General features: G+C 74.0%; 19 protein-coding genes. 13 read left to right on the forward strand and 6 right to left on the reverse strand.

Translation table 11 applies throughout. The features are described from left to right. The first annotated feature begins 238 nt into the window (after positions 1-238). The 3 genes from WMF20_RS03275 (at position 239) to WMF20_RS03285 (ending at position 3,021) form a co-directional block, all read left to right on the forward strand. A complete protein-coding gene (locus WMF20_RS03275; protein WP_437610586.1) occupies positions 239-1,063 on the forward strand; it encodes a hypothetical protein in 825 nt (274 codons plus the stop codon). A gap of 16 nt (positions 1,064-1,079) precedes the next feature. Continuing rightward, positions 1,080-1,973: a hypothetical protein gene (locus WMF20_RS03280; protein ID WP_437610588.1), complete on the forward strand. Its 894-nt coding sequence runs from the start codon at positions 1,080-1,082 to the stop codon at positions 1,971-1,973. 349 nt (positions 1,974-2,322) lie between these two features. Beyond that, positions 2,323-3,021 carry a YsnF/AvaK domain-containing protein gene (locus WMF20_RS03285; RefSeq protein ID WP_437610590.1) on the forward strand — a complete coding sequence of 233 codons (699 nt, stop codon included), beginning with the start codon at positions 2,323-2,325 and terminating at the stop codon, positions 3,019-3,021. On the opposite strand, the gene WMF20_RS03290 is transcribed toward WMF20_RS03285, so the two are convergent. After that, positions 3,018-4,484 (reverse strand): WD40/YVTN/BNR-like repeat-containing protein, encoded by a 1,467-nt coding sequence (locus WMF20_RS03290; RefSeq protein WP_437610592.1) that lies wholly within the window; start codon positions 4,482-4,484, stop codon positions 3,018-3,020. The genes WMF20_RS03285 and WMF20_RS03290 overlap by 4 nt on opposite strands. 83 nt (positions 4,485-4,567) lie before the next feature. Here WMF20_RS03290 and WMF20_RS03295 point away from each other — a divergent pair, with 83 nt between their 5' ends. Both WMF20_RS03295 and WMF20_RS03300 read left to right on the forward strand, forming a co-directional pair. After that, complete coding sequence (locus tag WMF20_RS03295; RefSeq protein WP_437610594.1) at positions 4,568-7,282, forward strand: hypothetical protein; 2,715 nt, start codon at positions 4,568-4,570, stop codon at positions 7,280-7,282. A 47-nt stretch (positions 7,283-7,329) separates the two neighbouring features. Continuing rightward, entirely contained in the window at positions 7,330-8,136 is an 807-nt protein-coding gene (locus WMF20_RS03300; protein ID WP_437610596.1) for a hypothetical protein, read from the forward strand. 76 nt (positions 8,137-8,212) lie between these two features. Here the strand turns inward: WMF20_RS03300 and WMF20_RS03305 are convergent, their stop codons facing one another. Beyond that, entirely contained in the window at positions 8,213-9,166 is a 954-nt protein-coding gene (locus tag WMF20_RS03305; RefSeq protein ID WP_437610598.1) for a hypothetical protein, read from the reverse strand. A gap of 386 nt (positions 9,167-9,552) precedes the next feature. On the opposite strand from WMF20_RS03305, the gene WMF20_RS03310 reads away from it, so the two are divergent. Beyond that, positions 9,553-11,007, forward strand: coding sequence for a hypothetical protein (locus WMF20_RS03310; RefSeq protein ID WP_437610600.1), 1,455 nt, complete (start codon positions 9,553-9,555; stop codon positions 11,005-11,007). Positions 11,008-11,022: 15 nt separating this feature from the next. Here WMF20_RS03310 and WMF20_RS03315 read toward each other — a convergent pair whose 3' ends face one another. After that, positions 11,023-11,994, reverse strand: a complete 972-nt coding sequence (locus tag WMF20_RS03315; RefSeq protein WP_437610602.1) for a tetratricopeptide repeat protein — start codon at positions 11,992-11,994, stop codon at positions 11,023-11,025. A 467-nt stretch (positions 11,995-12,461) separates the two neighbouring features. On the opposite strand from WMF20_RS03315, the gene WMF20_RS03320 reads away from it, so the two are divergent. Then, complete coding sequence (locus WMF20_RS03320) at positions 12,462-14,150, forward strand: serine/threonine protein kinase (RefSeq protein WP_129572975.1); 1,689 nt, start codon at positions 12,462-12,464, stop codon at positions 14,148-14,150. A 100-nt stretch (positions 14,151-14,250) separates the two neighbouring features. Next, positions 14,251-16,440, forward strand: a complete 2,190-nt coding sequence (locus tag WMF20_RS03325) for a bifunctional alpha,alpha-trehalose-phosphate synthase (UDP-forming)/trehalose-phosphatase (RefSeq protein ID WP_437610604.1) — start codon at positions 14,251-14,253, stop codon at positions 16,438-16,440. A 25-nt stretch (positions 16,441-16,465) separates the two neighbouring features. Here the strand turns inward: WMF20_RS03325 and WMF20_RS03330 are convergent, their stop codons facing one another. Beyond that, complete coding sequence (locus WMF20_RS03330; protein ID WP_437610606.1) at positions 16,466-18,058, reverse strand: right-handed parallel beta-helix repeat-containing protein; 1,593 nt, start codon at positions 18,056-18,058, stop codon at positions 16,466-16,468. 552 nt (positions 18,059-18,610) lie between these two features. On the opposite strand from WMF20_RS03330, the gene WMF20_RS03335 reads away from it, so the two are divergent. Further along, positions 18,611-19,228 carry a Maf family protein gene (locus WMF20_RS03335; RefSeq protein ID WP_437610608.1) on the forward strand — a complete coding sequence of 206 codons (618 nt, stop codon included), beginning with the start codon at positions 18,611-18,613 and terminating at the stop codon, positions 19,226-19,228. Between the two features lie 57 nt (positions 19,229-19,285). On the opposite strand, the gene WMF20_RS03340 is transcribed toward WMF20_RS03335, so the two are convergent. Next, a complete protein-coding gene (locus WMF20_RS03340) occupies positions 19,286-20,335 on the reverse strand; it encodes a LacI family DNA-binding transcriptional regulator (protein ID WP_237244994.1) in 1,050 nt (349 codons plus the stop codon). Positions 20,336-20,704: 369 nt separating this feature from the next. Here WMF20_RS03340 and mgtE point away from each other — a divergent pair, with 369 nt between their 5' ends. After that, entirely contained in the window at positions 20,705-22,039 is a 1,335-nt protein-coding gene (gene mgtE / locus WMF20_RS03345; protein WP_129572979.1) for a magnesium transporter, read from the forward strand. Between the two features lie 109 nt (positions 22,040-22,148). On the opposite strand, the gene WMF20_RS03350 is transcribed toward mgtE, so the two are convergent. Beyond that, on the reverse strand, positions 22,149-22,754 hold the full coding sequence (locus WMF20_RS03350; RefSeq protein ID WP_437610611.1) for a hypothetical protein: 606 nt from the start codon (positions 22,752-22,754) through the stop codon (positions 22,149-22,151). 315 nt (positions 22,755-23,069) lie between these two features. Here WMF20_RS03350 and WMF20_RS03355 point away from each other — a divergent pair, with 315 nt between their 5' ends. The 3 genes from WMF20_RS03355 to purU all read left to right on the forward strand — a co-directional run bounded on the left by WMF20_RS03355 (position 23,070) and on the right by purU (position 25,197). Beyond that, positions 23,070-23,375, forward strand: coding sequence for a hypothetical protein (locus WMF20_RS03355; protein ID WP_437610613.1), 306 nt, complete (start codon positions 23,070-23,072; stop codon positions 23,373-23,375). A gap of 123 nt (positions 23,376-23,498) precedes the next feature. Then, positions 23,499-24,236, forward strand: a complete 738-nt coding sequence (locus tag WMF20_RS03360) for a histidine phosphatase family protein (RefSeq protein ID WP_437610615.1) — start codon at positions 23,499-23,501, stop codon at positions 24,234-24,236. Positions 24,237-24,300: 64 nt separating this feature from the next. Further along, on the forward strand, positions 24,301-25,197 hold the full coding sequence (purU, locus tag WMF20_RS03365; RefSeq protein WP_437610617.1) for a formyltetrahydrofolate deformylase: 897 nt from the start codon (positions 24,301-24,303) through the stop codon (positions 25,195-25,197). Positions 25,198-25,320 lie beyond the last annotated feature (123 nt).

Below are 25,320 nucleotides of genomic sequence, written 5' to 3' on the forward strand. Positions count from 1 at the left end.
CTGGCGTTCACAGGCGCGCCCGGTGTCCTGAAACTGACGCGAACCGACGCGGACTGACGCAAACCGACGCAAACCGACGCAAACCGACGCGCACCGACGCGCCCTGAAACGCTCCCCACGCCGCGAGCCAGAGCCGCGCAAATAGCGCTTCCCTGACGAGATTTGCCCTGTGTAACATCCTGTGTTTGCGGCCGTTCGAAAAGGAGAGCTCATCGTGAGAGTATCGAGAATTCTTGGGTTGGCGAGCATCGCCGCAGGTCTTTCGGCCGCGCTCCCCGCGAGCGCGGGGGTCGAGGCGTGCGGCAACATCCGCTTCGACGGGCTCTCGGACTGCGAGGTGCGCGTCACGGCCGAGTGCAAGGCGAGCTGCAGCGAGCTCGGTATCTACAAGACGGCGTGCGCCACGAAGCTCGTACCGGTCTGCAAGACGGAGTGCTCCCTGTCGGCGGAGGCGACCTGCACGGACAGCTGCACGACGCAGTGTCAGACGGACTGCGACAGGGGCGTCAACGTCATCTGCTCCCACAACTGCTTCGTCGAGTGCACCACCGAGCGGGACGGCGAGTGCGCCGCCGCCGCCGATCCAGGGAGGTGCTCCGCGACGTGGGACGCGAACTGCGACAGCGAGTGCGACGCCCAGTGCGTGACGGTGGATGGAGGCTGCTATCAGCACTGTATCGAGTGCTGCGGCGGCTCGTGCACCGCCGACGCCAACATGGACTGCCAGACCACCTGCCAGGACGAGATCTTCGAGGAGTGCGAGCACGAGTTCCGCGCGAACTGCGATGCTTCCTGCAGCGGGGACGGCGCGCTCTTCTGCGGGGGGAGGTACATCATCTCCGGATCGCAGGTCCCGGCGTGCGTGAACGCGCTGCTCGCGCAGGGCATCTCCGTCGAGGTCGAGGCCCAGGTCTCCATCGGTCCCGACGGCGTGACGGGGGATCTGTCCGCCGGCATGTGCGCCGTGAGCCCGGGGAGCAAGGCCCCCCTCGCCGCACCGTTCGCCGCGCTCGCCGCGGCGGCAGGCTGGCTCGCGCGGCGGCGCAGGCGCGCGTCGCGCTGATCGGCTCCACGTGGTCATGCGGCCGGCACTCCAGGCGCTGCTCGCGCTGCTCGCCCTCTCGGCCTGCGGGGGCGAGGAGGCCGACGGGCGCGTGGTGGTCGGCCTCACGACGGACATGGCGATCGGCTTCGAGGTCCACGCGATCGAGAGCACCACGACGGTGGATGGCGTCGTCACCCGCGCCGAGCGCCTCTCGTACGGCAGCGGCGATCTGTCGCTGCCGGCGGAGCTCCCGATCGGGCCAGCGCGAGACGGCGCCGAGATCGAGCTGTCCATCGCGGCGCTCCGCGACGGCGAGGCGGCGCCCGTCGTGACGCGGCGGGCGGCGACCCGCGCGGTCAGCGGGCGAAGCTTGCTCCTGCCGGTCTCGATCGACGCGGCGTGCTCCGGCGTGGCCTGCGCCGCCGGCGCGACCTGCGCGGCGGGGGCATGCGTCGATCCCTTCATCGCCCCGTCCGCCCTCGACGACCACGATCCGATGTGGATCGCCTCGGCGAAAGACGCGTGCAAGACGCCCTCCTCGGGCGATCCGGCGATCGTGATCGGGCAGGGGGAGAGCGCGTTCGCCCCGCTGGACGAGGGCGAGGTGGTGCCGATCGAGGCGGGCCCTCAAGGGGGGCACCACGTGTGGCTCGCGCTGCGCACGACCGGCCTCCGGCAGATGGGCTCGCGCCTGCGGGTGGGGGGCTACTTCCCCGAGCTCGATCTCGAGCTGCTCCCCTTCACCGCGCTGGTCACGCTGCGCCGCGCAGGGGAAGGCCGCTGCGAGATCTACGGCATCCGCTTCCAGGTGGATCGAGGCCTGTCGGTCGAGGCCGTCCGGGGCCGAGCGCTCGACGTCGAGGTCACCCTGGAGGACCCGAACGGCGACGCGGCGACGGCCGCGCAGCGGGTCGTCATCGCCCCCTGACGCCTGGCGCAGCGACCCGAGCATCGCGCCGCTGTCACCGCGACGCACGGAGCCGGACGGGCGCGGCGGCGCGCTCCCGACGACGTCGGTCTCGGGCGCGACGGCGACGCCAGGATCACCGACGCTCTGCCGACGCTCTGTCGACGCTCTGTCGACGCTCGGATTGCATGACGATTGCATGGCGGGGAGGGACAGCGGAGGGCGCCGCGACCCGCGATAGGGCAAAGCGAGCGGTCGCCCGAGATCGGTGGGCCGAGCGGGCGCCGCTCAGCGGGGGGGCCGAGCGGCCCGTGCCGGCGGCGCCCGTTCGCGATGCAGGTCCGGAGGATTCCGGGGTTGGGGGTAGATCATGGTGAAGCAACAGGAGATCGCGCGTGGAATGGTCGTCCGGAGCTCGGACGGCGAGAAGCTGGGCAAGGTGACGCGGCTCGACGCGGACGCGTTCGAGATCGAAAAGGGCTTCTTCTTCCCGAAGGAGTACGCCGTGCGCTACGACGAGGTGCTCGGCATCCGGGACGGGGACATCATCCTCAAGCACGCCCGCGACCAGCTCGCCGGGGCGCGCGACCAGGGGCGCGGGGCCGAGGGCGCGATCGCGGCGAGCGACGAGATCCGCGTGCCGCTCGTGGAGGAGGAGCTCACGGCCGGGAAGACGGTGAAGGAGGTCGGTCGGGTCCAGGTCAGGAAAGAGGTCGTGACCGAGGAGAAGCAGGTCACCGTGCCCGTGGCGCGCGAGGTCGTGCACGTCGAGCGCGTCCCCGCGAGCGAGGCGCGCCCGATCGCGTCCGGAACGACGATCGAGGAGGGGTCGATCAGCGTCCCTGTCCGCGAGGAGCAGGTGGAGATCTCGAAGCGGCCCGTGGTGAAGGAAGAGCTCCGGATCAGCAAGGAGGTCGTCCACGAGCAGGCGCAGGCGAGGGCGACCGTGCGCCGCGAGGAGGCCGAGGTCCGGACCGAAGGGCAGGTGGGGCGCGAGGACACGCCGGACACGGCGCCCGAGCAGATGCCGCCGGAGCTGGCGACCGGGACGGGCGGCAGGAGGCGCTAAGCGCGCCGCCGCGCCGCCGCGGCCGCCGCCAGGCACGCCGCGGCGACGGCGCCGGCCCAGCCCGCGCTCCCGCCGCCCGTGCGGCAGCCGCAGCCGCCGTCGCTCGGCCGCGCGCCGCTGGCAGGCTGCGCCCCGCCGGCGGACACCTCGAGCGCTCCGCCCGCGCCCCCGGCGCCGCTCGCCGCGCCTCCGCCGCCGCTCGCCGCGCCGCCGCTCGCCGCCGTCGCTCCGCCGGCGCCGGTCGCGCCGGTCGCGCTGGCGCTCGCGCCGCTGCTGGCCGCGGGGGAGCCGGCGTCCGGCGCGCAGTCCTCGTGGCCCGTCATCATCGCGATGCGCGGCCAGTCGAGCGGGCAGAGCGCCCCGACCGAGGTGCTCGTCGCGCAGTCGAGCGGGCCGCGGATGCACGCCTGCCGGAGCAGCGGCTCGAACGTCGCGCCGCCGTCGAGCGAGCGGCCGATCGTGAAGTCGTCCAGGAACTCGCTCGCGCACGCGTAGAGGCCCGCCTCCGTCCAGGCGAAGCAGCGCGGCGCGACCGTCGAGACGCGCTCGAACGAGAGCGTCGACGAGGGCGCGCGGAAGACGCCGTCGACGTCGGTGCCGACCGTCACCTCCGCGCCGTCCGGCGAGATCGCGAACGCGCGCACGAACCCCTGCGTGTCGAACACCGGCTCGAACGTCGCGCCGCCGTCCCTCGAGACGAACAGGCGCCCCGGCGCGCTCGCGATGCGCACGTACAGCACGTCGGCGTCGCGCGGATCGACCCCCGCGATGTACGGCTCGCGCGACGTCGTGCTCCCCGGCACCACCGAGGTCTCCCACGTCTCCCCGCCGTCGGCCGAGCGCGCGAGCTCCCCCTTGACGGGGCCGCCTCCGCCCGCGAGGCCGCTCACGTAGATGCGCCGCGGATCCGAGGGCGCGACGTCGACCGTCCGCGCCTGGAAGCCCGCCGGGAGGAGCGCCCCCGCGCTGGCCCAGCGCGCGCCGCCGTCGCGCGACGCCCAGAGGCCGTGCCTCGGCCCCGCGACGATGGCGACGACGCGCGACGGGTCGCCCTGCCGGACCGAGAGATCGATCACCGCCTTCCCCTCGAGCTCGGCGGCGCGCGTGAAGGAGCAGCCGCCCTCGGCGCCGATCGCGAGCCCGTCGCTCAGCGCGGCGAGCACCCTGCCGCCCTCCGCCGCCGCGATGGGCGGAGCGACGGCGCCCGTGTCGTCGTACCCGACCGCGCCCTCGCAGATCCAGCGCCAGCTCGCGCCCCCGTCCCGCGTGGCCAGCAGGCCGTACGTCATCCGGGCCACGGCGCGCGCCGGGTCCGCCGGGTCGAAGACGATCTGGTCCGCGGAGGGAAAGACGCCGTTCGCAGCGGCAGGGGAGGGCAGCGCCGAGAGCGCCGCGGCGGCGAGCGCGGCGGCGCGCGCGCGGCGAGAGCGCGCCTTTGCGGCGCGCGCGGGGGGCGATCGCATCGAGGATCCATCGTACCGCGGGGCGGGCGCGCGCACGCCAAGAACCGCCCACGCGCTTCCCGCGCCCCGCTACACTCGCCGCAATGCCGGAGCGCATCGTCGTGTCCTTTCGAGGTACTGCGGCCCTCTCGCGACCGGACAGCACGGACGCGGTCCTGCCGTGGCCCGGCCGACGCGGCGCCCCGCGCGCGGCCGCGCCGCCCTCGCGCCACCGGGGCGCGCCGCGCGACGCGGGCGGCGCGGCGCGCGGCGAGGAGAGCTACCTCGCGCGGGCGCTCGCGCTGAAGAAGCGCGCCGAGGCGCTCGGCGCCACCCTGTGCGCCTGGAGCGCGCAGACCTTCTCCTTCGAGTTCACGCCGGACGACATCGAGGAGGCGGTGCTGCTCGCCGCGCTCGCCGCGGAGGACGCGTCCGTGCACGCCGACGCGCGCTTCGCGGTCGGCATCGCGCAGGGGGAGATGACGTACGTGGGTGAGGCCGGGCGCTTCACCGCGCTCTCGTGGGGGCAGCCGCTGCTCGTCGCCGTCATGCTCGCCCGCATCGCCCTCCCGGGCGACGTGCTCCTCGACCCCGCGCTGCCCGCCGTGCTCGCGGGCGAGCTCATGACCCTCGGCGCCCACCGCGGCGTCGACGGCGCGCGCCGGGTGCGCGGCCTGCGCCTCGACGCGCAGCAGCCGCTGCGCCGGCAGGTCGCCGAGAGCGTCGCGCGCCTCTCTCGGCCGCCGCTGATCGGCCGCGACGGCGAGCTCGCCGCGCTCGCCGTGCCCCCCGGCTCCCTCGCGCTCGTCCGCGCCGAGCCCGGCGCCGGCGGCTCGCGGCTGCTCCTCGAGCTGAGCCGGGTCCTCGCCCCGTCGCGGAGCCTCTTCGTCGCGCCGATCGGGGCCTCGCGCGAGCCGTTCGGCGCGCTCCGGCGCGCCCTCGCGCGCGCGGCGATCCGCGCCGAGAAGGGCCGCGCCTGCGCGCCCTCGCTCCCGGATCGGCTGAGGCCCGCGCTCGCGACGCTCATCGCCGGCGAGGGCGTCGAGCCGTGGACCGCCGCCGAGGTGGTCGCCTCGTGGCTCGCCCCGGAAGGCGCCCGCTCCGGCCTCATCCTGGTCGACGACGCCGGCGAGGTCGACGCCGCGAGCCTGGAGGTGCTCGCGATCGCGCTCGAGATGGGCGGCGGCCTGCGCGCCGTCGTCCGGCTCGGGCGCGCGGATCCGCTCCCCGCGCCGCTCAACGCGATGACCCTCGCCGCGACGGCCGCGCTGGGGCCGCTCTCCGCCGCGGGCGCCCAGGAGCTCGTCCGCCGCCTCCTCGACGGCTGCATCGACGAGGCGGGCGCGCGGAGGTGGGCCGCGCGCGCGCCGGCCTTCCCGCTGGCCCTGCGCGAGCTCATCTGCGAGGCGCTGGAGAGCGGCGCGCTGCGCTGGATCGGCAGGAGCGTGGCGCCGCGCCGGCGCAGCGCCGGGCGGGGCGGGCCCGCGCGCACCATGACCGGGGCCGAGCTCGCGGCGCCGCCCGCGTCCCGCGCGATCGAGGGCCGCCTGCGCCTGCTCGCGATCGGCCCGCGCACGGTCCTCACCGCGCTGGCGACGCTCGGCGGCGACGCGTCGGAGTCGGCGATCGACGCCCTGTGCGACGGCACCGGCGCCCCGAAGGTCGCCGCGGCCCAGGCGGCGCTGCTCGGCGCCGGCTGGGTCGTCCGCCCGGAGCCGGGCTGGCTGAAGCTCTCCTCGCGCACGCTGCGCGACGTCCTGCTCGCGGCCGTCCCGCCGGGCGAGCGCTCCGCGTGGCACCTCGCCGCGGCGCGCGTCGTCGAGGACCACGCCGGCGTGCTCGGCCTCGCCGACGCGGCGTGGCACGCCGCGAAGGCGGGCGATCGACGCTCCGCGGCCGATCTCGCCGGGCGCGCCGCGCGCGCCGCCGGCGACGCGCTGCTCGAGTCGTCGGCCGCCGAGCTGCTCGCGTTCGCCGACGAGCAGGAGACCGCGCGGGAGCACCGGCTCGACGGGGCGCCGGACAGCACCTCGAGCCAGCCGCCCACCTTCCGCACGCCGATCGAGGTGGTCGGCGACGCGCCGGATCCGCAGCGCGGCGCGCCCGTCTCGGATCGCTCCTTCGCCGACGCGTCGCGCGAGGCGGCCGACAGCGCCGCGCGCCGGCGGGGCTCCACGATGCCGGTCGAGAGCGGCGGCGCGCGCGACGGCGCTCCCCGCGCGTCGCGGCCGGACGTCGCGGCGGCGCTCCCGGACGGGGCGCCCGCGGGCTCCCCCGACGTGCCGCTGCTGGAGGAGGACTTTCCGCTCGCCGACGCCTCGGGCGATCCGCTCGCGAAGACCTCGGAGTCGCCCGTCCTGTCGATGAACGACATCGCGGTCCGCCTCGCCGAGCTGGCCAAGCAGGCGCTCGTGCAGGGCGAGCTCCGCACGCTGGAGCGGCTCGTGGAGGAGCTCCGCCGCACCGGCGAGCACCCGGGGCTGGTGGAGCGCATGACGGGGCTGATCTCGCTCGGGCGCGGCGCGAAGGAGGAGGCGCTGCGGCGCTTCCGGATCGCGGCGGAGGCCGAGGCGTCGTCTGCGCAGAAGGCGCGGGCGCTGCTCGTCTACGGGATCGCGCTCGCCGCCGCGGGCCGCACGGAGGGCGCCCTGCTCGAGGCGCTGAGCGCCCTGGCGCGCGCCCGCGAGGCCGCGGATCGCCGCGGCGAGCAGGCGTGCGCGCAGTTCCTGGCGAGGCTCGCGGCCGCGACCGGGCACGAGGAGGCGGCCCGCACGTGGACGCAGGTGGCGCGCCTCGCCGGCGCGGCGCCCCCTGCCTGACGGCGCATCGATTGACAGCGTCGTCGCGGCTGGCCATACCCGCGGCCATGTCGTCTCGAGAGCCCTCGGGCGAGCCTGCCTCCGCGCCGGGGACCGGCGAGGAGCGCGCCGCGCCGGATGCGCGCGAGGAGCACGCCGCGCCGGATGCGAGCGAGCAGCGCGCCGCGCGCCCCGGCGTCGGCGCGAGCGAGCAGCGCGCCGCGCGCCCCGGCGTCGGCGCGCGCTGGATCGCCGCGCTCCTCGCGCTCGCGCTCTCGCTCGGCGCGGTCGCCGGCGTCGCGTACCAGCGCTACGCCGCGGCGCACCTGCGCGAGCTCCCGAAGGTCCCCCGCTGTGTCCGTGGGGCGCGGGTCGCGTTGCGCAGGCCGGTCGCGGTGTCCGGCACGGAGCCCCGCCAGACGGCGTCGGGCGAGACGGTCTACCTCACGGCCGGCGAAGACCGCGCCGTCGCCTGCGCCCTGCAGTTCGACGACGCGCTCGCGCGCCACCTCGCCGGAGCGCTGGCCGAGCAGGCGCCCGCGCAGCGCGCCGCCCGGCTGCTCGAGCTCGCGCGCGACCGCGTGCCGCCCGATCCGGCGCACGATCGCTCCGCCGCCGCGGCCTACATGATGGCCTCGGCGGCCCTGCGCGGCCTGCCCGAGGACGCGCCCGAGGTCCGCGCCGCCGCCGACGCGCTCGAGCAGCACCACGCCTGCCGCTTCGCCACGCGGCGCGTCTGCCCGACGCGCCCCTCGCCGCCGGCGCTCGTGTGGCTCGCCGGCGTCCCCGCGGCGCTGAGCCTGCTCGGGCTGCTCGGGATCGGCCTCGCCGCGAGCGCCGCGCGCTACCGGCGCTGGACCGCGCGGGGCCGCTGATCGCTCGCGCGCCGGCCGCCGAGCGCCCCCGCGCCGGTGGCGGATCGCCCGCGCTCCGGTCGCGCCCCCGCGCGCCTCAGTCGATCGCCTCGACGCGGAAGCTCGACTGGACCAGGCGGTGACGCCCCGCGCCGATGTCGGCCACGTCGAACCCGAAGCCCGCGCCCTGGTGGTGGATCCCGCCCGACGTGGCGCCGCTCGGCATCTTCACCGACGAGCTCACCGTCACGTAGACCTTCGCGCCCTTGGCGAACGCGGCGGTCATCGCGAGGACGCGCCCGGCGAGCTGCGCCGCCGCCTCGCGCGCCACCCGCGCCCAGAGCGCCGCGGCTCCGGCCGTCGACGACAGCGCGCGCACCCCGAGCACCGCGCCGGCGCCGCTCAGCTGCACCTCGAACACCGCGCGCGCCGTCTCGGGCGTGTCGGAGGCGCGCACCGCGTCCGCCACCACGGACGCGACCGTGCCGGCGGCGGGCAGATCCAGCCCCAGCGTCTTGTCCCGATCGCGCATCGCCTCGCGCAGCACCTCGCCGCCCCTGTCCATCGACATCTCGCGCGGCGCGGGGGGCGCGGTCGGCGCCGCCGGCGGCGGCGCGCGGTCCGGCAGCACGCCGGGCAGCTGCCACACTGGCACGCCGCCGACCCCGGCCACGCCCGGCGGCCCCTCGGCGCTCGGCGGCCCGTCGTACTCGGAAGGCGGCGCCGGCGCCGGAGGCGCGACGGGGCCCTCCCGCGGCTCGACCGGCGCCTCCGGCGGCGCGGGCGCCTCCGGCGCGCGGCGATCGCGGCGCGCCGTCCGCCCGAGGGCCGGCGCCGCGTCCTCGCGCGGCCGCGCCACGTCCGGAGCGCGCGGCTCGTCCTGCGGCGGAGCGAGCGGCGCGACGGGCTGCACCTCGATCTCGACCTCGCTGTAAGCGCCGCTCGAGCGGGCCACGAGCGCAGCCGGGCGGTCCGCGATCCGCGAGAGCCACGGGATGGCAGCGTGGAGCAGCGTCGCTGCGAGCAGAAAGCGGGCCTCACGGGGGAACAAGCGCGAGCACCTTGCTGGGTGACGGGGAGGGGTGCAAGTGCGCGTTTCATCGCCGCCATGCTCTGTTCACGGCGCGCACCTCACCCTGCGCCGTCGCGAGCACATCCCTCTCGCTCCCCCGCTTCGCCGCCCGGCGGGCTCACCCACGCGTGATCCAGCAGGGCACACAGTATTACGGTCACGCTTAAATCTGCGCCTACGGCACGGTTGCCGCTTGAGCTTGTGGCCGTGCTGGTCGATCCTCCCGCTGCCACGGCGCCTTCCAGGCTCATGGCAGGAGCAGAAACGCAGCGCGGCGCCGCACGTGCACCGCGCTCACCGAACAGAAGCAGCGCCTGGCACCCAAGGCCGAGCGCTACGTCCCCGATGTGAGGAGGCGTATCGACATGAAGGGAACCGTGTGCGCAGACGGGTCGCCTGTGGACCTCTCGCCGACGCCCACGCCGCCGCCCGTCACCGTGGTCCAGGGCTCCCTGGATCGCGGTCTCCCCCTCGACCCGCCGCCCCTCGGCGCGGCGTCCGATCCGCTGGAGCAAGGGCTGCTCTTCGATCCGCCGCCCCTCGGCGCTGCGCCCGGTCCGGTGGGGCCGCTCTTCGAGGATCCGCCGCCCTCCGGCGCTGCGCCCGGTCCGGTGGAGCCGGGGTTCGCGCCCGGCCTCGTCGATCCCGCGCTGCAGGGGGCGCCGCTCCACCTCGCCGGGGTCGGGCCGTACGGCTCCTTCTCCGCGCCGTCGCCGAGCGAGCGCCGCGCCCGCACGTGGCGCGCGCTCGGCGCGTTCGCCCTCGCCGCGGCGACCGTGATCGCCGTCGTCGTCCTCACCGCGCGCGGGATCGCCGCGAGGATGCCGGTCAACGGCGAGGCCTTCCGCGCCATGACGCCCGTCAGCCGCGCGCTGCTCCTCGCCTCGCGCTCCGTGGCCGAGGGCGCCGCGGCAAGGGTGCTCGTCGCGCCCGAGGTGTTCGCGCGCTGGCAGGGGGCGACGCCGCCGCCCGAGATCCGGCACGACGGCTACGCGTCGATCCGCGGCGGCGTGCTCTTCACGCCCGAGACGTTCAGGCCCGCCGGCTCGAGCTACGATCTCGTGATCCATTTCCACGGCAACACCCAGCTCGTCCGCGAGAGCGCCGAGGTCGCCGGGCTGAACGCCGCGGTCGCCGTCATCAACCTGGGCATCGGCTCGGGCGCCTACGAGGAGCTCTATGCGCAGCCGGGCGTCTACGAGAGCTTGCTCGCCGACATCGACCGGGCGCTCGCGCAGCGCGGCCTGCCGACCCCGAAGCTCCGCCGGCTCGCGCTCTCCTCGTGGAGCGCGGGCTACGGCGCGATCGCGAAGATCCTGGAGCTCCGCCGCGGCATCGACGCGCTCGACGCGATCCTCGTCACGGACGGCATCCACTGCGGCTTCGTCCCGGACCACCCGAGCGGGCTCAATACCCTGCAGCTCGCCTCGTTCGCGCGCGCCGCGCAGCTCGCCGCCGCGGGGCAGGTGCTGTTCACGATCACGCACTCGGAGATCGACCCGATCACGTACGCCAGCTCCAGCGCGACGGCCAACTACCTGCTCGGCGCGGCGGCCGGGCACCCCGTCGAGCGTTCGCGCTCGCTCGAGGCGCCGCCGCACCTGCGCCTGCGCGCGGCCGAGGGCGCCGTCTCGAGGAAGCTCGAGAAGCAGATGATCCCGACCACCGAGGCCGCCGTGGGCGAGCTCCGCGTCCGCGGGTTCCGCGGCAACACGCCGGAGCACCACATGGCGCACCTGCTCCAGATGGCCTCGACCGTCCTCCCCGAGCTCGTCGAGCGCTGGCGCGAGGGCGGCGACCCCGCGCCGCCTTCCCGCTGAACCCGATCGCCCCCGTCAGCTCCGGCTCCGCGCCTCGTCCATCCAGGCCTCGATCGCCCCGGCCACCGGGTGATCCGACCCGAGCTCCGCCTCGGCCAGCCGGAGCGCCCGCTCGTAGAGCGGCAGCGCCGCGGAGGGCCGCCCCGCGGCGTGGTGGACCTGCGCGAGCCGGACCAGCGTCGGCCGGAGCGACGGGTGGGCGTCCCCGACGAGCGCCTCCCGCGCGGCGAGCGCGCGCTCGTACAGCGTCGCCGCCTCGGCCGCGTCCCCGAGCGCCTCCCGCGCGGCCGCCAGGTTGTGGAGGATCGACGCGCGCAGCGCCCCCTCCACGGCGGGGGCCGCCTCGGCGATCGCGAGCGCCCTCCGGAGCATCGCCTCCCGCTCGGCGGCCGGACGGTCCTCCTCGAAGAACGTGGCCGCGTTGTACAGCGCCTCCGCGACGAGCGGGTGGCCGGCGCCGAGCGCCCCCTCACGCAGCGCGACCGCCCGCTGGAAGAGCGGCGCCGCCTCCGCGCGCGCCCCCTTCCGGCCGAGCAGCAGGCCGAGCCGGTTCAGCAGCGCGGACAGCTCGAGCGGATCGGGGTCGCGCATCCGGTCGTAGCCCGCCAGCATCCGGCGGAACAGCGCCTCGCCGTCCTCGGCCGCCCCCTGGCGCTCCAGGATGGCGGCGAGCTGCTCGAGCAGCCTCGGCAGCGGCGGGTCCGCGCCCGCCCCCGCCGCCTCGGCGATGGCGATCGCCCTGGCGGAGCTCGCGCGCGCCTCGGAGAGCCGCCCCTGCGCGAGCTGCGCCGAGCTCAGCGCGTACAGCGGCCCCGTGAGCTCGGCGTCCCCGGCGCCGTAAATCTCCTCGGCGATGGCGATCGCCCGGGCGCACGTCGCCTCGGCCTCGGCGTGGCGGGAGCCGGCCAGCTCGGACGCCGCCTGGTCGAGTAGGCGCCGGTACTCTCTCCCCCTCCACCAGCGCCGCAGGGCGCGATCGGGTCGCATCCTTCTCTACTACCTCGTCCCCACCCGCCGGGGCGAGAGGGCCGGCGGGGACGTCCGGCGCCCGCGGCGGCGCCGCGAGGCGGGGGCGATCGGAAGAGCGTTGCGCCGGCGCGGAGCAGTGTAATCTGCTCGCAGGGTCTCGTGGTGCGCAGGTGGGATGCAGACGCTCGGTGCCAGCAACTGGCGGTCCTCGTCGATCGGGGCTATGGCGCTCGGCGCATGGTGCAGCGCCTCCCGCCCGGCCTCGGGCAGGGCTTCCGGAAGGGCCCCTGGCAGGGGACACTCGGCCTCGCGGACGGGGCGATCGAGGAAAGGTCGCCAAGGACTTTTCTTCCGTTTAGACTGCCCCGACGGCCCCACGCACCGACGCCCCCCACGATCATGAGGTCCAAGCTCACGCATCGCGAGGCATCGTTACCGAGGGGAGGGCTCGCCCGCGCCCGCACGGGGAAGGCGACGGAGTTCATATGAGTGCCAACGAAAACGTCGTCGATGAAGTAGCGCGCAGCGAGCCGATCGATCCGTTGCTCGGAAAGGTGCTCAACGGCAAGTTCAAGATCCTGTCCATGCTCGCGACCGGCGGCATGGGCACGATCTATCGCGGCGAGCAGATCCCGCTCGGGCGCCCGGTGGCGATCAAGGTCCTGATCCCGAACCAGGCGTCGCGGCAGCTCGACCCGAACTTCCACAAGCGCTTCTTCCTCGAAGCGAGCATCCTCGCGCGCCTCCAGCACCCGAACATCGTCACCGTCTTCGACTACGGCCGCATCGAGGCCGACGATCAGGACCGGTTCTTCATGGCGATGGAGTTCCTCGAGGGCGAGACGCTCTTCCGGCGCGTGCGCCGGCAGGGGCGCCTGCCGCCGCCCGAGGCGATGCGCATCGCGCGGCAGATCGCGCGCGGGCTGCGCGAGGCGCACAAGCACGGCGTCGTCCACCGCGACCTCAAGCCGTCGAACGTCATGCTCGTCTCCAACGAGGACTCGGAGGAGGCGGTCAAGATCCTCGACTTCGGCCTGGTGAAGCAGCTCGGCGACGACTCGGAGGAGCTCACGCAGCAGGGCGCGTTCCTCGGATCGCCCCGCTTCATGTCGCCCGAGCAGATCTCGCACGGCAAGGTCGATCTCAGGACCGACATCTACTCGCTGGGCGTGATCCTCTACCAGATGCTCTGCGGGAAGGTCCCGTTCGAGTCCGAGAAGTCGATCCAGATCCTGATGGCGCACCTCCAGCAGCCGGTGCCGCGCATGAAGGATCGGAACCCGGACGTCGACATCCCGGAGCCGCTCGAGGCGCTCGTGATGCGCTGTCTGGCGAAGGATCCGGACGGGCGGCCCGCGACGATGGACGCGCTCATCCAGGGCCTCGGCGAGTGCGCCCGCGGCATGGGCGTGACCACCGCGTTCGGCGGCACGCAGATCACCTCGTTCGAGTCGCTGCCCGGCGTGCAGATCTCGTCGCGCTCGTCGACCGTGCAGGCGCTCAAGGAGGCGGTGACGCTCCCGGCGCCGTCGACGGACGACGAGGCGAGCGGCCGCACCTCGGGCGTCGGCACGGGGGTCTCGGCGGCGACCACGGCGGACGCGTCGAAGGGCGCCGCGGGGTCGCAGGAGGCGCGCCCCGGCGGCGGACGCAAGGCGGCGATCCTCGCCGCGATCGGCGCCGTCGTCGTGGCGGCGGTCGTGTTCGTGCTGACCCGCAGCCCCGCGCAGAGCGAGGCCACGACCGAGCCCCCGCCCGCCGCCGCGCCGCCGCCGACGACGAGCGCGCCCAGCGAGCACAAGGGCGCGCCGTCGTTCATGCTCATCATCGAGTCGATCCCGCCGGGCGCCGAGGTCCTCGAGGACGGCAAGTCGCTCGGGCTCACGCCGCTCCAGCTCTCGATCGAGAACGAGCAGGTGCGCGCGGCGCCGCGCCGGCTGACGCTGCAGAAGGAAGGCTTCCAGCCCTACTCCATCGTGCAGGGGCCGTCCGAGATGTCCGTCCAGACCGTCGCGAGGCTCGCGCAAGTGGCGGCGCCGGCGAAGACGGAGGAGCCGTCCAACTCGGGCAGCAAGCGCAACTGGGGCCGCTCCGTTCGCCCGGCCGCGCCTCCGCCCACGACGAAGCCCGCCACCCCCGAGAACACCGCGCCCCCGATCCGGATCGACCGCTGACGTTCAGGACGAGCCCGAACAGCCGTATCGGCTCGTCCCTGATTTCGCCGCGCCGCGAGGGCGCGGCGCGGTCGCCATGCGCTAGCTTTTTCGCCCGCGCATGTCCCGCCTGCTCATCGTCTCGAACCGCCTGCCCGTGACCGTTCACGTCGATCGGGGCGACGTCTCCGTCGCCCCGTCGGCGGGCGGCCTGGTCACCGCGATGCGGAGCCCCCACGAGCGCCACGGCGGGCTCTGGCTGGGCTGGCCGGGCGACGTCTCGCGCCTCGGCGCGGCGCAGCGCGCGGCGCTCGAGGAGCAGCTCCGGCAGCTCGGCACCGTCCCGGTGCACCTCACGCCGGCCGAGGTGCGGCGCTATTACGACGGCTTCTCGAACGGCGTGCTGTGGCCGCTGTTCCACTACCTGACCGAGAAGGTCCACCTCGACGCCCGGCGCGACTGGGAGACCTACCGCGAGGTGAACGAGCGCTTCACCGAGGCGATCGTCGCGCAGCACAGGCCCGGCGACCGCGTCTGGATCCACGACTACCAGCTCACGCTCGTGCCGGCGATGCTGCGCCAGCGGATCCCGGACGCGCGGATCGGCTTCTTCCTGCACATCCCGTTCCCCGCGGCCGAGGTCTTCCGGAGCCTGCCGTGGCGGGAGCAGGTGCTGCGCGGCATGCTCGGCGCGGACGTCGTCGGGTTTCACACGGCGTCGTATCGGTACCACTTCGTCTACTCCGCCGCGCGCGTGCTCGGCCTCGATCCCGACCTCGAGACGCTCGCGGTCGAGGGGCGGAAGGTGCGGCTCGGCGTCTACCCGGTCAGCATCGACGTCGACGAGCTCGTGCGGCTCGCCCGGGACGAGGAGGTCCGCGCCGAGGCGCGGCGCATCCGCGAGCGCGCCCAGGGGCGGAAGATCGTGCTCGGCATCGATCGGCTCGACTACACCAAGGGCATCCCGCGGCGCATGCTCGCGATCGAGCGCTTCCTCGAGCGCGAGCCCGAGCTCCGGAGCAAGGTCCGGTTCATCCAGCTCGCGGTGCCGACGCGCGAGAAGGTGGACGCCTACGCCGACTTCCGGCGCACCGTGAACGAGCTCGTCGGCCGCATCAACGGCAGCTACGCGACGCTCGACGACGTCCCGATCCACTTCCTGCACCGGTCGATGCCCATGTCCGAGGTGGTTGCGCTCTACCTCGCGGCCGACGTGATGATGGTGACGCCGCTGCGCGACGGGATGAACCTGGTCTGCAAGGAGTACGTGGCCTCGCGGATCGACGACACCGGCGCCCTCGTGCTGAGCGAGTTCGCGGGCGCGGCCGCCGAGCTGATCGAGGCGCTCCAGGTCAACCCGTACGACATCGACTCGGTGGCCGCGACGATCAAGCGGGCGCTCGTCATGCGGCCGTCCGAGCAGCGCGTCCGGATGCAGGCGCTCCGGCGCCGCGTCGTCACGCACGACGTGCACCGCTGGGCGCACTGCTTCCTGAACGATCTCGAGCGCGCGTGCAGCGCGGCGCCCGAGGTCGGGGCGGTCCGGCGGCGCGCCGACGCGCCCCAGCTGAACACGATCGCGAGCGCGCGCAGCGCCCCGTCGCTGGTCGTGATACTCGACTACGACGGCACGCTCGTCCCGCTCGCGGCGATGCCCGAGCTCGCGCCGCCGGACGAGGAGCTCATCGCGGATCTGCGCGAGCTCGCGGCGCGCCCGCGGACGCAGGTGCACGTGGTGAGCGGCCGGCCGCGCGAGGATCTCGATCGCTGGCTGGGCGAGCTGCCCATCAGCCTGCACGCGGAGCACGGGTTCTTCTCCCGCGCGGCCCCCGGCGAGCCCTGGGTCGCGCTCCGCGAGGCGTCGCTCGACTGGAAGCCGCGGGTCCGCGACGTCCTCCAGGGGTTCGTCGACCGCACGGCGGGCAGCTTCATCGAGGAGAAGGTGGCGTCGATCGCGTGGCACTACCGGTCGGCCGACCCGGAGCTCGCCAGCCAGATGGCGCGCGAGGTGCCCGCCAAGCTCGAGGAGGTGCTGCGCGAGCGCGACCTCGAGCTGATCCCCGGCCGGAAGGTGCTCGAGGTGCGGCTGCGCGGCGTGAACAAGGGGGTGATCGTGCCGCGGGTGCTGGCGACGGTGCCGCCCGAGGCGATGGTGGTCGCGCTCGGCGACGACCGGACGGACGAGGATCTGTTCGCGGCGCTCCCCCCGACGGCCCTGACCATCCACGTGGGCGGCGGGGAGAGCTCCGCGGCGTTTCAGCTGCCCGATCCGGCCGCGGCGCGGCGCTTCCTGCGCGCGCTCGTGGCGTGAGCGCCCGCGCTGCGGCGCACGCGAGCTAGCGGCGGCCGCGGCGCCGGAGGGCGGCCCCGAGGAGCGCGGCGGCCGCGGCGGCGGCGGCGCCGGAGCCGGCGAGCGGGCCACCTGCGAGCGCCCCGCCGGCGCTGCACGAGCCGGCGTGGCTGGCGGCGGCGTCGCTGTCGATCTCCGCGCCGTCGTTGCCGGCGGCGTCGCTGTCCGCGCCGTCGTTGCCGGCGGCGTCGCTGTCCACGCCGTCGCTCTCGGCCGCGGCGCCGCCGGCGTCGTCCTCGTCGGCAGCCCTCATGGCGATCGTGGCGTCGGCGAGGCCGGGCCCGAACTCGTAGGCGCCGATGTCGATCGCGCCCGTGGTCGGCCGCTGCGGCGCTCCGCTGGCCGCGCGCACGCCCCTGGCGGGGGCGGACCGCGGCGCGGCGAGCGGGCTCGGGAACGGGTGCCCGGCCGGGCTCGGCGTCCACCGGGCGCCGGCGTCGATGAGCGGGCTGCCCGCCGCCGGGCGGAGGTCGAGCGAGCCGACGTCGGCGAACCTGGGATCGGCGCCCTGCAGCGTGCCCGTCCACGCCGCGGGGATGGCCGAGGAGCCGGACGGAACCCAGTTGTTCGCGCCCGCGATGAGCGCCGCTCCCGTCACCCAGCTCGCCGACCTGTCGACGTAGACCTCCACGCCGCCGCCGCCGCGCCGATAGAACACGTTGTTGCTCATCTCGACGCTCTCGATGCCGTCGAACATCCGGATCGCCGGCCGCGAGCCGGGGGCGAGCAGGAACGTGTTGTTGACGAACCGGAAGCGACCGAACGTCTGCCCCGTCCCGTCGCCGCCGATGCGCGCGAGGAAGTGCTGGCCCGTCTTGACGAAGACGTTGCCGACCACGTCCGAGTCCTCGCGCGCGAGCCCCTCGTCCTGGCCGTCGGGCCCGATGAGCTCGATCTCGTGGTATTTCGCGCCCTCGATCCAGTTGTAATAGATCTCGTTCCGCTCGGCGCGGCTCTTCACGTTGTTGCCGCCGTTGCCGTCGTGGACGTAGCAATGCCGCATGCGGAACACCGAGCCGAGGCGCGTCTCCTCGTCGGTCGCGATGTAGATGGGGTGCCTGCTGTCGCCGGAGCCGCACGCGTAGACCTCGACGTACTCCAGCGTGAACGAGCCCGACTCGGAGTCGGCGCCTAGGATGCCGTGGCCTGGGCAATCGTGCACCACCGCGTCGCGGACGGTGACGTCGTGCGCGCGGTTGAACACGCAGCGGCTCGCGCCCCGGGTGATCTCGAATCCTTCGAAGGTGTAATGATTGCCACCGAAGACCACCGTGTTCGTCCCTCCGGACAGCACGGGGCGGCGGCCGTTCACGCGGACGCCGCGGATGGTGATCTTCTGCGCTTCGGTGCCGGATTTCTTGAAGATCACGTCCCCTGGATAGGTCGCGTCGCCCTGGACCTCGACCACATCCCCCGCAGCGAGGCGAGGGGCGACCTCCGCGAGGCTCGAGTACTGCTTGCCTCGACCCACCTCGTACGTCGCTCCGCTCGCCGGCGAGGCCGCGAGCAGCACGGAGAGCCCGATGCCCGGCGCGACGAGAGAGAGCGTGACGAGGTGTCTTGTATTGAGTTGCTGCATCGCCGCAATCTCACGTGCTGGGGAGTCGAAGTGCAAGCTGCTTTTTAATGAAATGCATGATGGGTAATTCAGGCGACACCTTACGGCGGCCAATGTACGCCATTCTTTCGCGGATCCCCGGTGTTTTTGCTGTTGCTGACTCTCCGTGTCCGCAGGCAAATTCGATGGAATGAATGCAGTTGGCGAATCGGCGCCGAGGTGCGGATTGTTTTCGCGGGGATTCGAGCGGCGCCCGGGTGCGCCTGGCACGGGAATTGAAGCTGAAGCTGAGATTGAAATTGAGATGGAGTTGGATTGCGATGAATCGAGATGAAGAAAGCCGCCGAGGCGCCAAGAGAGCGAGAAGTGCGACGGGGCAAACCGCCAAGGCGCCAAGAAAACAAGAAGAACTGAGGTGAAGAGCTCGGCCGAGGAACACGGGAAGCCCACGGTTCCCGTCTTGGCGTCCTTGGCGGCTTGGCGGTCTTCTCCTCCCTCTCGTCCGAGCGGCGCGCGGAGCAGGGGGACCGGTCCCCCTCGGCACGGGCGCCGTTCCGTGCCATGGATCCGGCCATGTCCCAGGTTGTCCTCGCCTCCACGTCTCCGTTCCGGAGGGCGCTCCTCGATCGCCTCGGGCTCGCGTACGAGGCCGTCGCGCCGGCGTTCGACGAGATCGCGCCCGAGGGGCTGGCGCCCGTCGCCTGCGCCCGCGCTTTCGCGGAGGGGAAGGCGCTGAGCCTCGCGGCCGCGCATGAAGGCGCCCTGATCATCGGCGCCGACCAGGCGCTCGATCTCGACGGCGAGCTCCTCCGCAAGCCGGCGTCGCTCGACGAGGCGGCGGACCAGCTCGGGCGGCTCGCCGGGCGCGTCCACGCCCTCCACACCGCCGTCGCGGTGCACGCGCCTCCGGGGCTGCCGCTCGCGCCCGGGGAGCCGCGGACGCTGGTCGAGACCGTCACGGTGGAGCTCCGCGTCCGGCCGCTCGACCGCGCGCAGATCCGCCGCTACGTCGCGCTGGATCGGCCCATCGGCAGCGCGGGCGGGTACCTCTTCGAGAAGCACGGGCCGTGGCTGTTCGACGACGTGCGCCACGCCGACGAGACCGCCATCGTGGGGCTGCCGCTCGTGCCGCTCTGCCGCCTCCTGCGCCGGTTCGGGGTCGATCCGCTCGGCCCGCCCGCGCCCGCCTGAGCGCCCCGCCGCGGGAGCGGCGCGCGCCGCCGCGCGCCGCCGCGCGAACGGCGCTCGTCAGCGCGAGCAGCCGCAGGAGCGACGGACGACGAGCTCGACGGGGAGCCGTGGCTGCGGCTCCGCGGCGCCGCTCTGCGCGGCGCCGCTCTGGACGAGCCGCACGAGCTCCCGGACGGCGAGCCTCCCGACGAGCTCCGTCGGCGGGCGGACCGTGGTGAGCGCCGGATCGAGGTGCCGGGCGGGACCGATGTCGTCGAACCCCACCACCGACACGTCGGCGGGGACGCCCCGGCCCTCGCTCCGCAGCGCATCCATCGCGCCGATCGCGGCGGCGTCGCACCAGCCGACGACCGCGTCGAGCTCCGCCTGCTCGCGGAGCCACGCCATCGTCGAGGCGCGCGCCTCCTCGGCGCTGAGCCCGCTGCGGCAGAGGCGCGGATCGACCGGGAGGCCGTGGCGCACGAGCGTCGCCCGGTACGCCTCCTCGCGCCGCCCCGCGTCCTCGTTCCCCGCGGGGCCCCGCAGGAACGCGATGCGACGCCGGCCGTGCGCCTGGATCAGGTGCTCGATCGACTCCCGCACGCCGGCCTCGTTGTCGATGGCGATGCTCGGCAAGGAGAGGTCCGGCGGCGGCGTTCGATAGACGAGCAGCGCCGGGAACCCCTCGGCCGCGAGCCGCCTCAGGCTCGCCTCGCCCATCGCGGAGCCGAAGATCAGGACGCCATCGGTGTTGTGCCGGCCGAGCATCCGACGCAGCGAGCTCTCCGAGCGCAGTGCGATGAGGAGATCATACCCCTCCTCGGTGGCCGCGCTCGCGACGACCTGGAGGAAGCTCGACATGAACTCGGTGCCGATGGTGGGCAGGAGAAAGCCGAGGGAGCCTGTCCGGCCCTGCGCGAGGCTCCTCGCGGCCGCGTTCGCGACGTAGCCGAGATCGCGTATCGCGGCGAGCACCCGCTCGCGCGTCTTCGCGCTGCACTTGCCCCGGTCGTTCAGGACCCGGCTGACCGTCGCCGGAGACACCCCGGCGTGCCGGGCCACCTCCTCCATGCGCACCGACGGCCGAGCGCCGGAGTTCGTCGTGACCGCCTGAGGCGAAGATTTCATGATACAAGACAAGCCGAAGGAAAGCGCTTCCATTCTAGTCGTCGCGGCTGGCTTCTGTCAAACCGAACTCCGCGCGTCGACACGGTTCGATTGGTCGAGGAAAAATTCGAGGATGTCGGAATGTGCCGGAGGGCGATTGGACCGCCCGAGGCGGAGCGCTGACGCGTAGCGCTGGCCGCTGGCGCAGGCGGGCGGCGCCGCGGGCACGGTCGGCGCGGCCGGCGCGGCTGGCGCGGCCGTGGCGCGCGCGTTGCTAACCCGTCTCTCACCGTGGATCGAGGGCCGAGCTTGCCGCTGGGCTCCGCTGACTGAGCACCTTCTGCCGGGCGACGCCGACGGGGCGGGCCAGGCGCTCGACGAGGTGAGGCGATGATGGAACGCCCGCCCATCCAGGCGAACGAGACGCTCTCGGCCGCCGAGCTGTCCGTGTCGTGGCCGGCCCTGGAGAACGAGGAGCGGGTGCAGGCCTATCGCCGCCTGCGGCGCGAAGAGGCGGAGGATTTCTTCCAGGGCCTCCCCACCGCCGACCAGGCCGCGCTCCTCGCCGCCCTCAGCAAGGGCGAGCGAAGGCTGTGGCTCCGCCTGCTCGCGCCCGACGACGTGGCGGACATCCTCCTCGAGGTGTCCCCGGCCGAGCAGGAAGAGCTCCTCTCGCTGCTCGACCATCCGACGCGCCGGGAGGTGAGCGCCCTCCTCGCCTACGCGGAGGACGAGGCCGGCGGGCTCATGAGCCCGTGGTTCGCGCGCGTGCGGCCCGAGGCGACCGTCGACGAGGCGATCAGCTACCTCAAGCGGCAGGCCCGGGATCACCTCGAGACCATCTACTACGGTTATGTGCTCGACGCCGAGCAGCGGCTGCGCGGCGTGGTGTCGCTGAGGCAGCTCATGATCACGCCCGGCCACCTCCGGATCAGCGACGTCATGAGGACCGACGTCGTCTCGGTCAACGAGGACGCCGACCAGGAGGCGGTCGCGCGGCGCTTCGCGGAGCACGATCTCGTGGCGATCCCCGTCGTCGACGGCGAGGGCCGCATGAAGGGGATCGTCACCGCCGACGACATCGTGGACGTCGTGGAGGAGGAGGCGACCGAGGACATCCAGAAGCTCGGCGGCATGCAGGCGCTCGACGCGCCGTATCTCCGGACCCCGCTCTTCAAGATGCTCGGCAAGCGCGCGGGCTGGCTCTCCGCGCTGTTCGTGGGCGAGCTCCTCACCGCCACCGCGATGGGGCACTACGAGGACGAGATCGCCCGCGCGGTCGTGCTGGCCCTCTTCGTGCCGCTCATCATCTCGAGCGGGGGCAACTCCGGATCTCAGGCGACGACGCTGGTCATCCGGGCGATGGCGCTCGGCGAGATCCGGATCGGCGATTTCTTCCGCGTCAGCCGCCGGGAGCTCGCGTCGGGCCTCCTGCTCGGCGGGATCCTCGGCGGGATCGGCTTCCTGCGCGTCCTCGCCTGGGAGCAGCTCTTCGGGGCCTACGGCCGGCACTACGTGCTGCTCGCGCTGACCGTCGCCCTCAGCCTGGTCGGCGTCGTGACGTGGGGCACGCTGGCGGGCGCGCTCCTGCCGTTCGCGCTCCGGGCGCTCGGCTTCGACCCGGCGAGCGCCTCGGCGCCGTTCGTGGCGACCCTCGTCGACGTCTCCGGCCTCGTGATCTACTTCAGCGTGGCCGAGCTCCTGCTCCGCGGGATCCTGCTGTGAAGCGGGCGGGCGGCCGCTGCGGCGCGGGGCCCGCGCGGCGCCCCGCGGGCGCGGCTCCCCGGGCCTGGAGGCGCCGGGGAGGGGGGAAGGGCGGCTCCGCCGCGGCGCCCTAGGGGGCGACGCGCGACGCGAGATAGCGGGCCGCGTAGGCGCCGATCACGCGCGCGTCCTCGCGCCAGCGGCCGCCCATCGTCAGCTTGTCCGCCTCGGCGGCGCTCATGGCCGTGTTCGGGATGGGCGACGGCGTGCGGCTCGAGAACTGGACCTCGTCGAGCACCTTGCCGTCCTGCGTCGTGATCCGCAAGGTCAGCCGGATCTGGCTGGGCGCCGAGGAGACCACCGCGTAGAAGCCGGGGTTCAGGTAGCCGACATAGGGCTTGAGCACGAACTGCGCCGACGTCGCGCCGGTGGCCTCCGCGACCTCGATGCCCTCCTCCTTGGCGTCCTCGACCAGGGCCTTCGCGAACTCCTCGTTGATGGAGTCCTTGTCGGCCATGAAGCGCTGGTAGTCGTCCCCGTCCTTGCCGGCGAGGTACCGGTCCTCGGACTGGTCGATGATCTGGAGGCCCACGAAGTCGATGGGCATCAGGGCGAAATACCGCTGGCCCACGAACGGAGCGGGGCTCGCCTGGGCCACGACGCGCCAGCTCGGCGCGCACCCGGCGAGGGCCGCGACGCCGAGCAGCGCGGCCGCGATGAAGCTGCGACGGTACATGAGGTCTCCTTCAGGGGGCCCGCCTTGTAGGCCATGTCCGAGCGCGCTGGCAAGCGCGGCCCCGCGCTCTGGCGAGCGCGGCCCCCCGCGCCGCCGGCGCGGCCCCGGGCGGCGGCGCGTCCCCGTCGGCGGCGACCGGGCCCGGCGCCTCCGGCCCGGACGGGCCGGCTCCCTCGCTCGGGAGCGCGCTCGCCGCGCGGCCGTGTGCAATGGGCGGACATGACCCGAGCTGGCCTGTCGAATGCATATCGATACGGCAGATGCACTCGCTACCTCGTACGCGGATGCATTTTCATCGACGTTGGAGGTGAGCTCATGATCCCGCATTTCGTAGCAGGCCTCTTCGGCCTCTTGCCCATCGTGGTATTCCCGGCGTTCGGCGTCGATCCGCCGGGGGACGCCGGCGGCACCGGCGCCCAGGTGGGCGGCGCGTCCGAGCCGGGGAGCCCCGGCGACCCCGGAGAGAGCGGCTCGCGGTTCGTCTATTCGATCTCCTGCATCGAGGGCAGCACGGGAGAGAAGTTCTTCCGCACGGCCGACGATTTCTGCAGCGCCCTGCGCGCCGAGCAGGTCTGCTCCGAGAGCGCGGCCTTCTTCGCGCTCCTCCACGGCTGCCCCTGAGCGACCGCGCGGCCGCGGCACAAACCCTTGACATTCGAGGGGGGCCTTGCTCTTCCTAGCGGGCGCGGACCGCCCCGCGCGGCCGTCCCCCTCGCCAGGTCGCGCGCCTCGGAGGCTCAGATCGTGACGAACCTCTATCTCATCCGGCACGGAGAAGCGCTCGTCAACGTGAACCATATCGTGGGCGGGATGCGCGGGGACACCGGGCTGACGTCGCTCGGGGTCCTCCAGGCGGAGCGGCTGCGCGATCGCCTGGCCGCGACGCGCGAGCTCGCCGCCGATGTCCTGATCGCGAGCTCCTTTCGCCGGGCGCAGCAGACCGCCGAGATCATCGCGCCCGCCCTGGGGCTGCCCGTCACGCTCGACGACGACGTCCAGGAGCTCCGCCCCGGCGAGGCGGACGGGATGCCCGTCGGAGAGGCGATGGTGCGTTATGCGATCGATTTCGAGCGCGAGCCGTACCGCCCGGCGAGCCCCGGCGGGGAGAGCTGGGCTCAGTTCATGCTGCGGGTCTCCGTCGCCCTCGATCGCATCACCCGCGAGCACGAGGGGCGGACGATCACGATCGTCACGCACGGCGGCTTCATCGACGTCGCGTTCCTCCACTTCTTCAAGATGAACGCGCTCGCGTTTCCGGTGGCGCACTTCGCCACCCGCCACACGTCGCTCACCCACTGGCAGCGCCGGCGGCGCTGGGGGCGCGCGGAGGCGTGGCACCTCATCTATTACAACGACAGCGCCCACCTGCGCGACGTCGAGCGCACCGTGCGCATCCCCTGGGCGGAGCTCTCCACGCTGGCGCCCAGGAGCGCGGAGGATCCGTCGGGGCCGCCGTCCTCGGAGAGCGGCGAGGGGCGCTAGCGCCCCGCCGGCCCGCCGCGCCCCGCGCTTGCGCCGCTGCCTCGGGGCGAGCACCATGGCCCGCATGACGGGTCCTGCCCACGCAACCTTCCTCGTCGCCGCGCCCGACCAGCCCGGTCTCGTCGCGCGACTCGCAGGGTTCTTCTACAACATCGGCCTGAACATCATCGACGCGAGCAATCACACGGATGCGTTCACGGACGAGGGACCGCGCTTCTTCATGCGCCTCGTCGTCGATCTGTCCGGTCTCTCCTCGCCGGCCGCGGTCACCGCCCTGGGCGGCTCGGCCTCCCGCAGCGCGATCGAGGCCGCCTTTCGCGAGCTCGCCACGTCGCTCTCGGCCCGCTGGTCGGTCGACTACAGCGATCACGTCCCGAAGATGGCGATCCTGGTGACCAAGGATCCAGCGTGCCTCTACGATCTCGTGCTCCGGCAGCGCGCGGGCGAGCTCCGGTGCGAGATCCCGCTCGTCATCTCCAACCACCCCACGCTCGAGGCGGTGGCCGAGAGCTTCCGAATCCCCTTCTTCTGTCTCCCGATCACCCCGGAGACGAAGCGCGATCAGGAGCGCCAGGTGCTCCACCTGCTGAAGAGGCACCATGTCGATCTCGTCGTGCTGGCGCGGTACATGCAAATCCTGTCCGAGCAGATCCTCGATGAGGGGCCGCCCGTCATCAACATTCACCACGGGTTCCTGCCCGCGTTCCAGGGCGCGAAGCCGTACCATCAGGCGCACGCGCGCGGCGTGAAGCTCATCGGCGCGACGGCGCACTACGCCACGCCGGATCTGGACCAGGGGCCGATCATCGAGCAGGACGTCGCGCGCGTGAATCACCAGCTGGGTCCAGACGAGATGACCCGGGTGGGGCGCGACGTGGAGCGCCTCGTCCTCTCTCGCGCCGTCCGGGCGCACCTGGAGCGGCGGGTCATCGTCGAGGGCCGCCGGACCGTCGTGTTCTGACAGCCCGAGGCGCGGCGGATCCAGGGGCGGATCCTGCCCTGAACGCGGTCACCTGGGGGCTCGGACGAGAGGAGATCGACCGCCGAGACGCCGAGGGCGCGAGGGAGACAGCGGACGTCTCCT

This window comes from Sorangium sp. So ce834 (genome assembly GCF_051521425.1).
Lineage (GTDB): Bacteria > Myxococcota_A > Polyangia > Polyangiales > Polyangiaceae > Sorangium > Sorangium cellulosum_D.

Bases quoted from the DNA above. Each gene is read 5' to 3' on its own strand.
- WMF20_RS03280 (WP_437610588.1), top strand. From the start codon at position 1,080: ATGCGGCCGGCACTCCAGGCGCTGCTCGCGCTGCTCGCCCTCTCGGCC.
- WMF20_RS03285 (WP_437610590.1), top strand. From the start codon at position 2,323: ATGGTGAAGCAACAGGAGATCGCGCGTGGAATGGTCGTCCGGAGCTCG.
- WMF20_RS03290 (WP_437610592.1), bottom strand. From the start codon at position 4,484: ATGCGATCGCCCCCCGCGCGCGCCGCAAAGGCGCGCTCTCGCCGCGCG.
- WMF20_RS03295 (WP_437610594.1), top strand. From the start codon at position 4,568: ATGCCGGAGCGCATCGTCGTGTCCTTTCGAGGTACTGCGGCCCTCTCG.
- WMF20_RS03300 (WP_437610596.1), top strand. From the start codon at position 7,330: ATGTCGTCTCGAGAGCCCTCGGGCGAGCCTGCCTCCGCGCCGGGGACC.
- WMF20_RS03310 (WP_437610600.1), top strand. From the start codon at position 9,553: ATGAAGGGAACCGTGTGCGCAGACGGGTCGCCTGTGGACCTCTCGCCG.
- WMF20_RS03315 (WP_437610602.1), bottom strand. From the start codon at position 11,994: ATGCGACCCGATCGCGCCCTGCGGCGCTGGTGGAGGGGGAGAGAGTAC.
- WMF20_RS03320 (WP_129572975.1), top strand. From the start codon at position 12,462: ATGAGTGCCAACGAAAACGTCGTCGATGAAGTAGCGCGCAGCGAGCCG.
- WMF20_RS03325 (WP_437610604.1), top strand. From the start codon at position 14,251: ATGTCCCGCCTGCTCATCGTCTCGAACCGCCTGCCCGTGACCGTTCAC.
- WMF20_RS03330 (WP_437610606.1), bottom strand. From the start codon at position 18,058: ATGCAGCAACTCAATACAAGACACCTCGTCACGCTCTCTCTCGTCGCG.
- WMF20_RS03335 (WP_437610608.1), top strand. From the start codon at position 18,611: ATGTCCCAGGTTGTCCTCGCCTCCACGTCTCCGTTCCGGAGGGCGCTC.
- WMF20_RS03340 (WP_237244994.1), bottom strand. From the start codon at position 20,335: ATGAAATCTTCGCCTCAGGCGGTCACGACGAACTCCGGCGCTCGGCCG.
- mgtE (WP_129572979.1), top strand. From the start codon at position 20,705: ATGATGGAACGCCCGCCCATCCAGGCGAACGAGACGCTCTCGGCCGCC.
- WMF20_RS03350 (WP_437610611.1), bottom strand. From the start codon at position 22,754: ATGTACCGTCGCAGCTTCATCGCGGCCGCGCTGCTCGGCGTCGCGGCC.
- WMF20_RS03355 (WP_437610613.1), top strand. From the start codon at position 23,070: ATGATCCCGCATTTCGTAGCAGGCCTCTTCGGCCTCTTGCCCATCGTG.
- purU (WP_437610617.1), top strand. From the start codon at position 24,301: ATGACGGGTCCTGCCCACGCAACCTTCCTCGTCGCCGCGCCCGACCAG.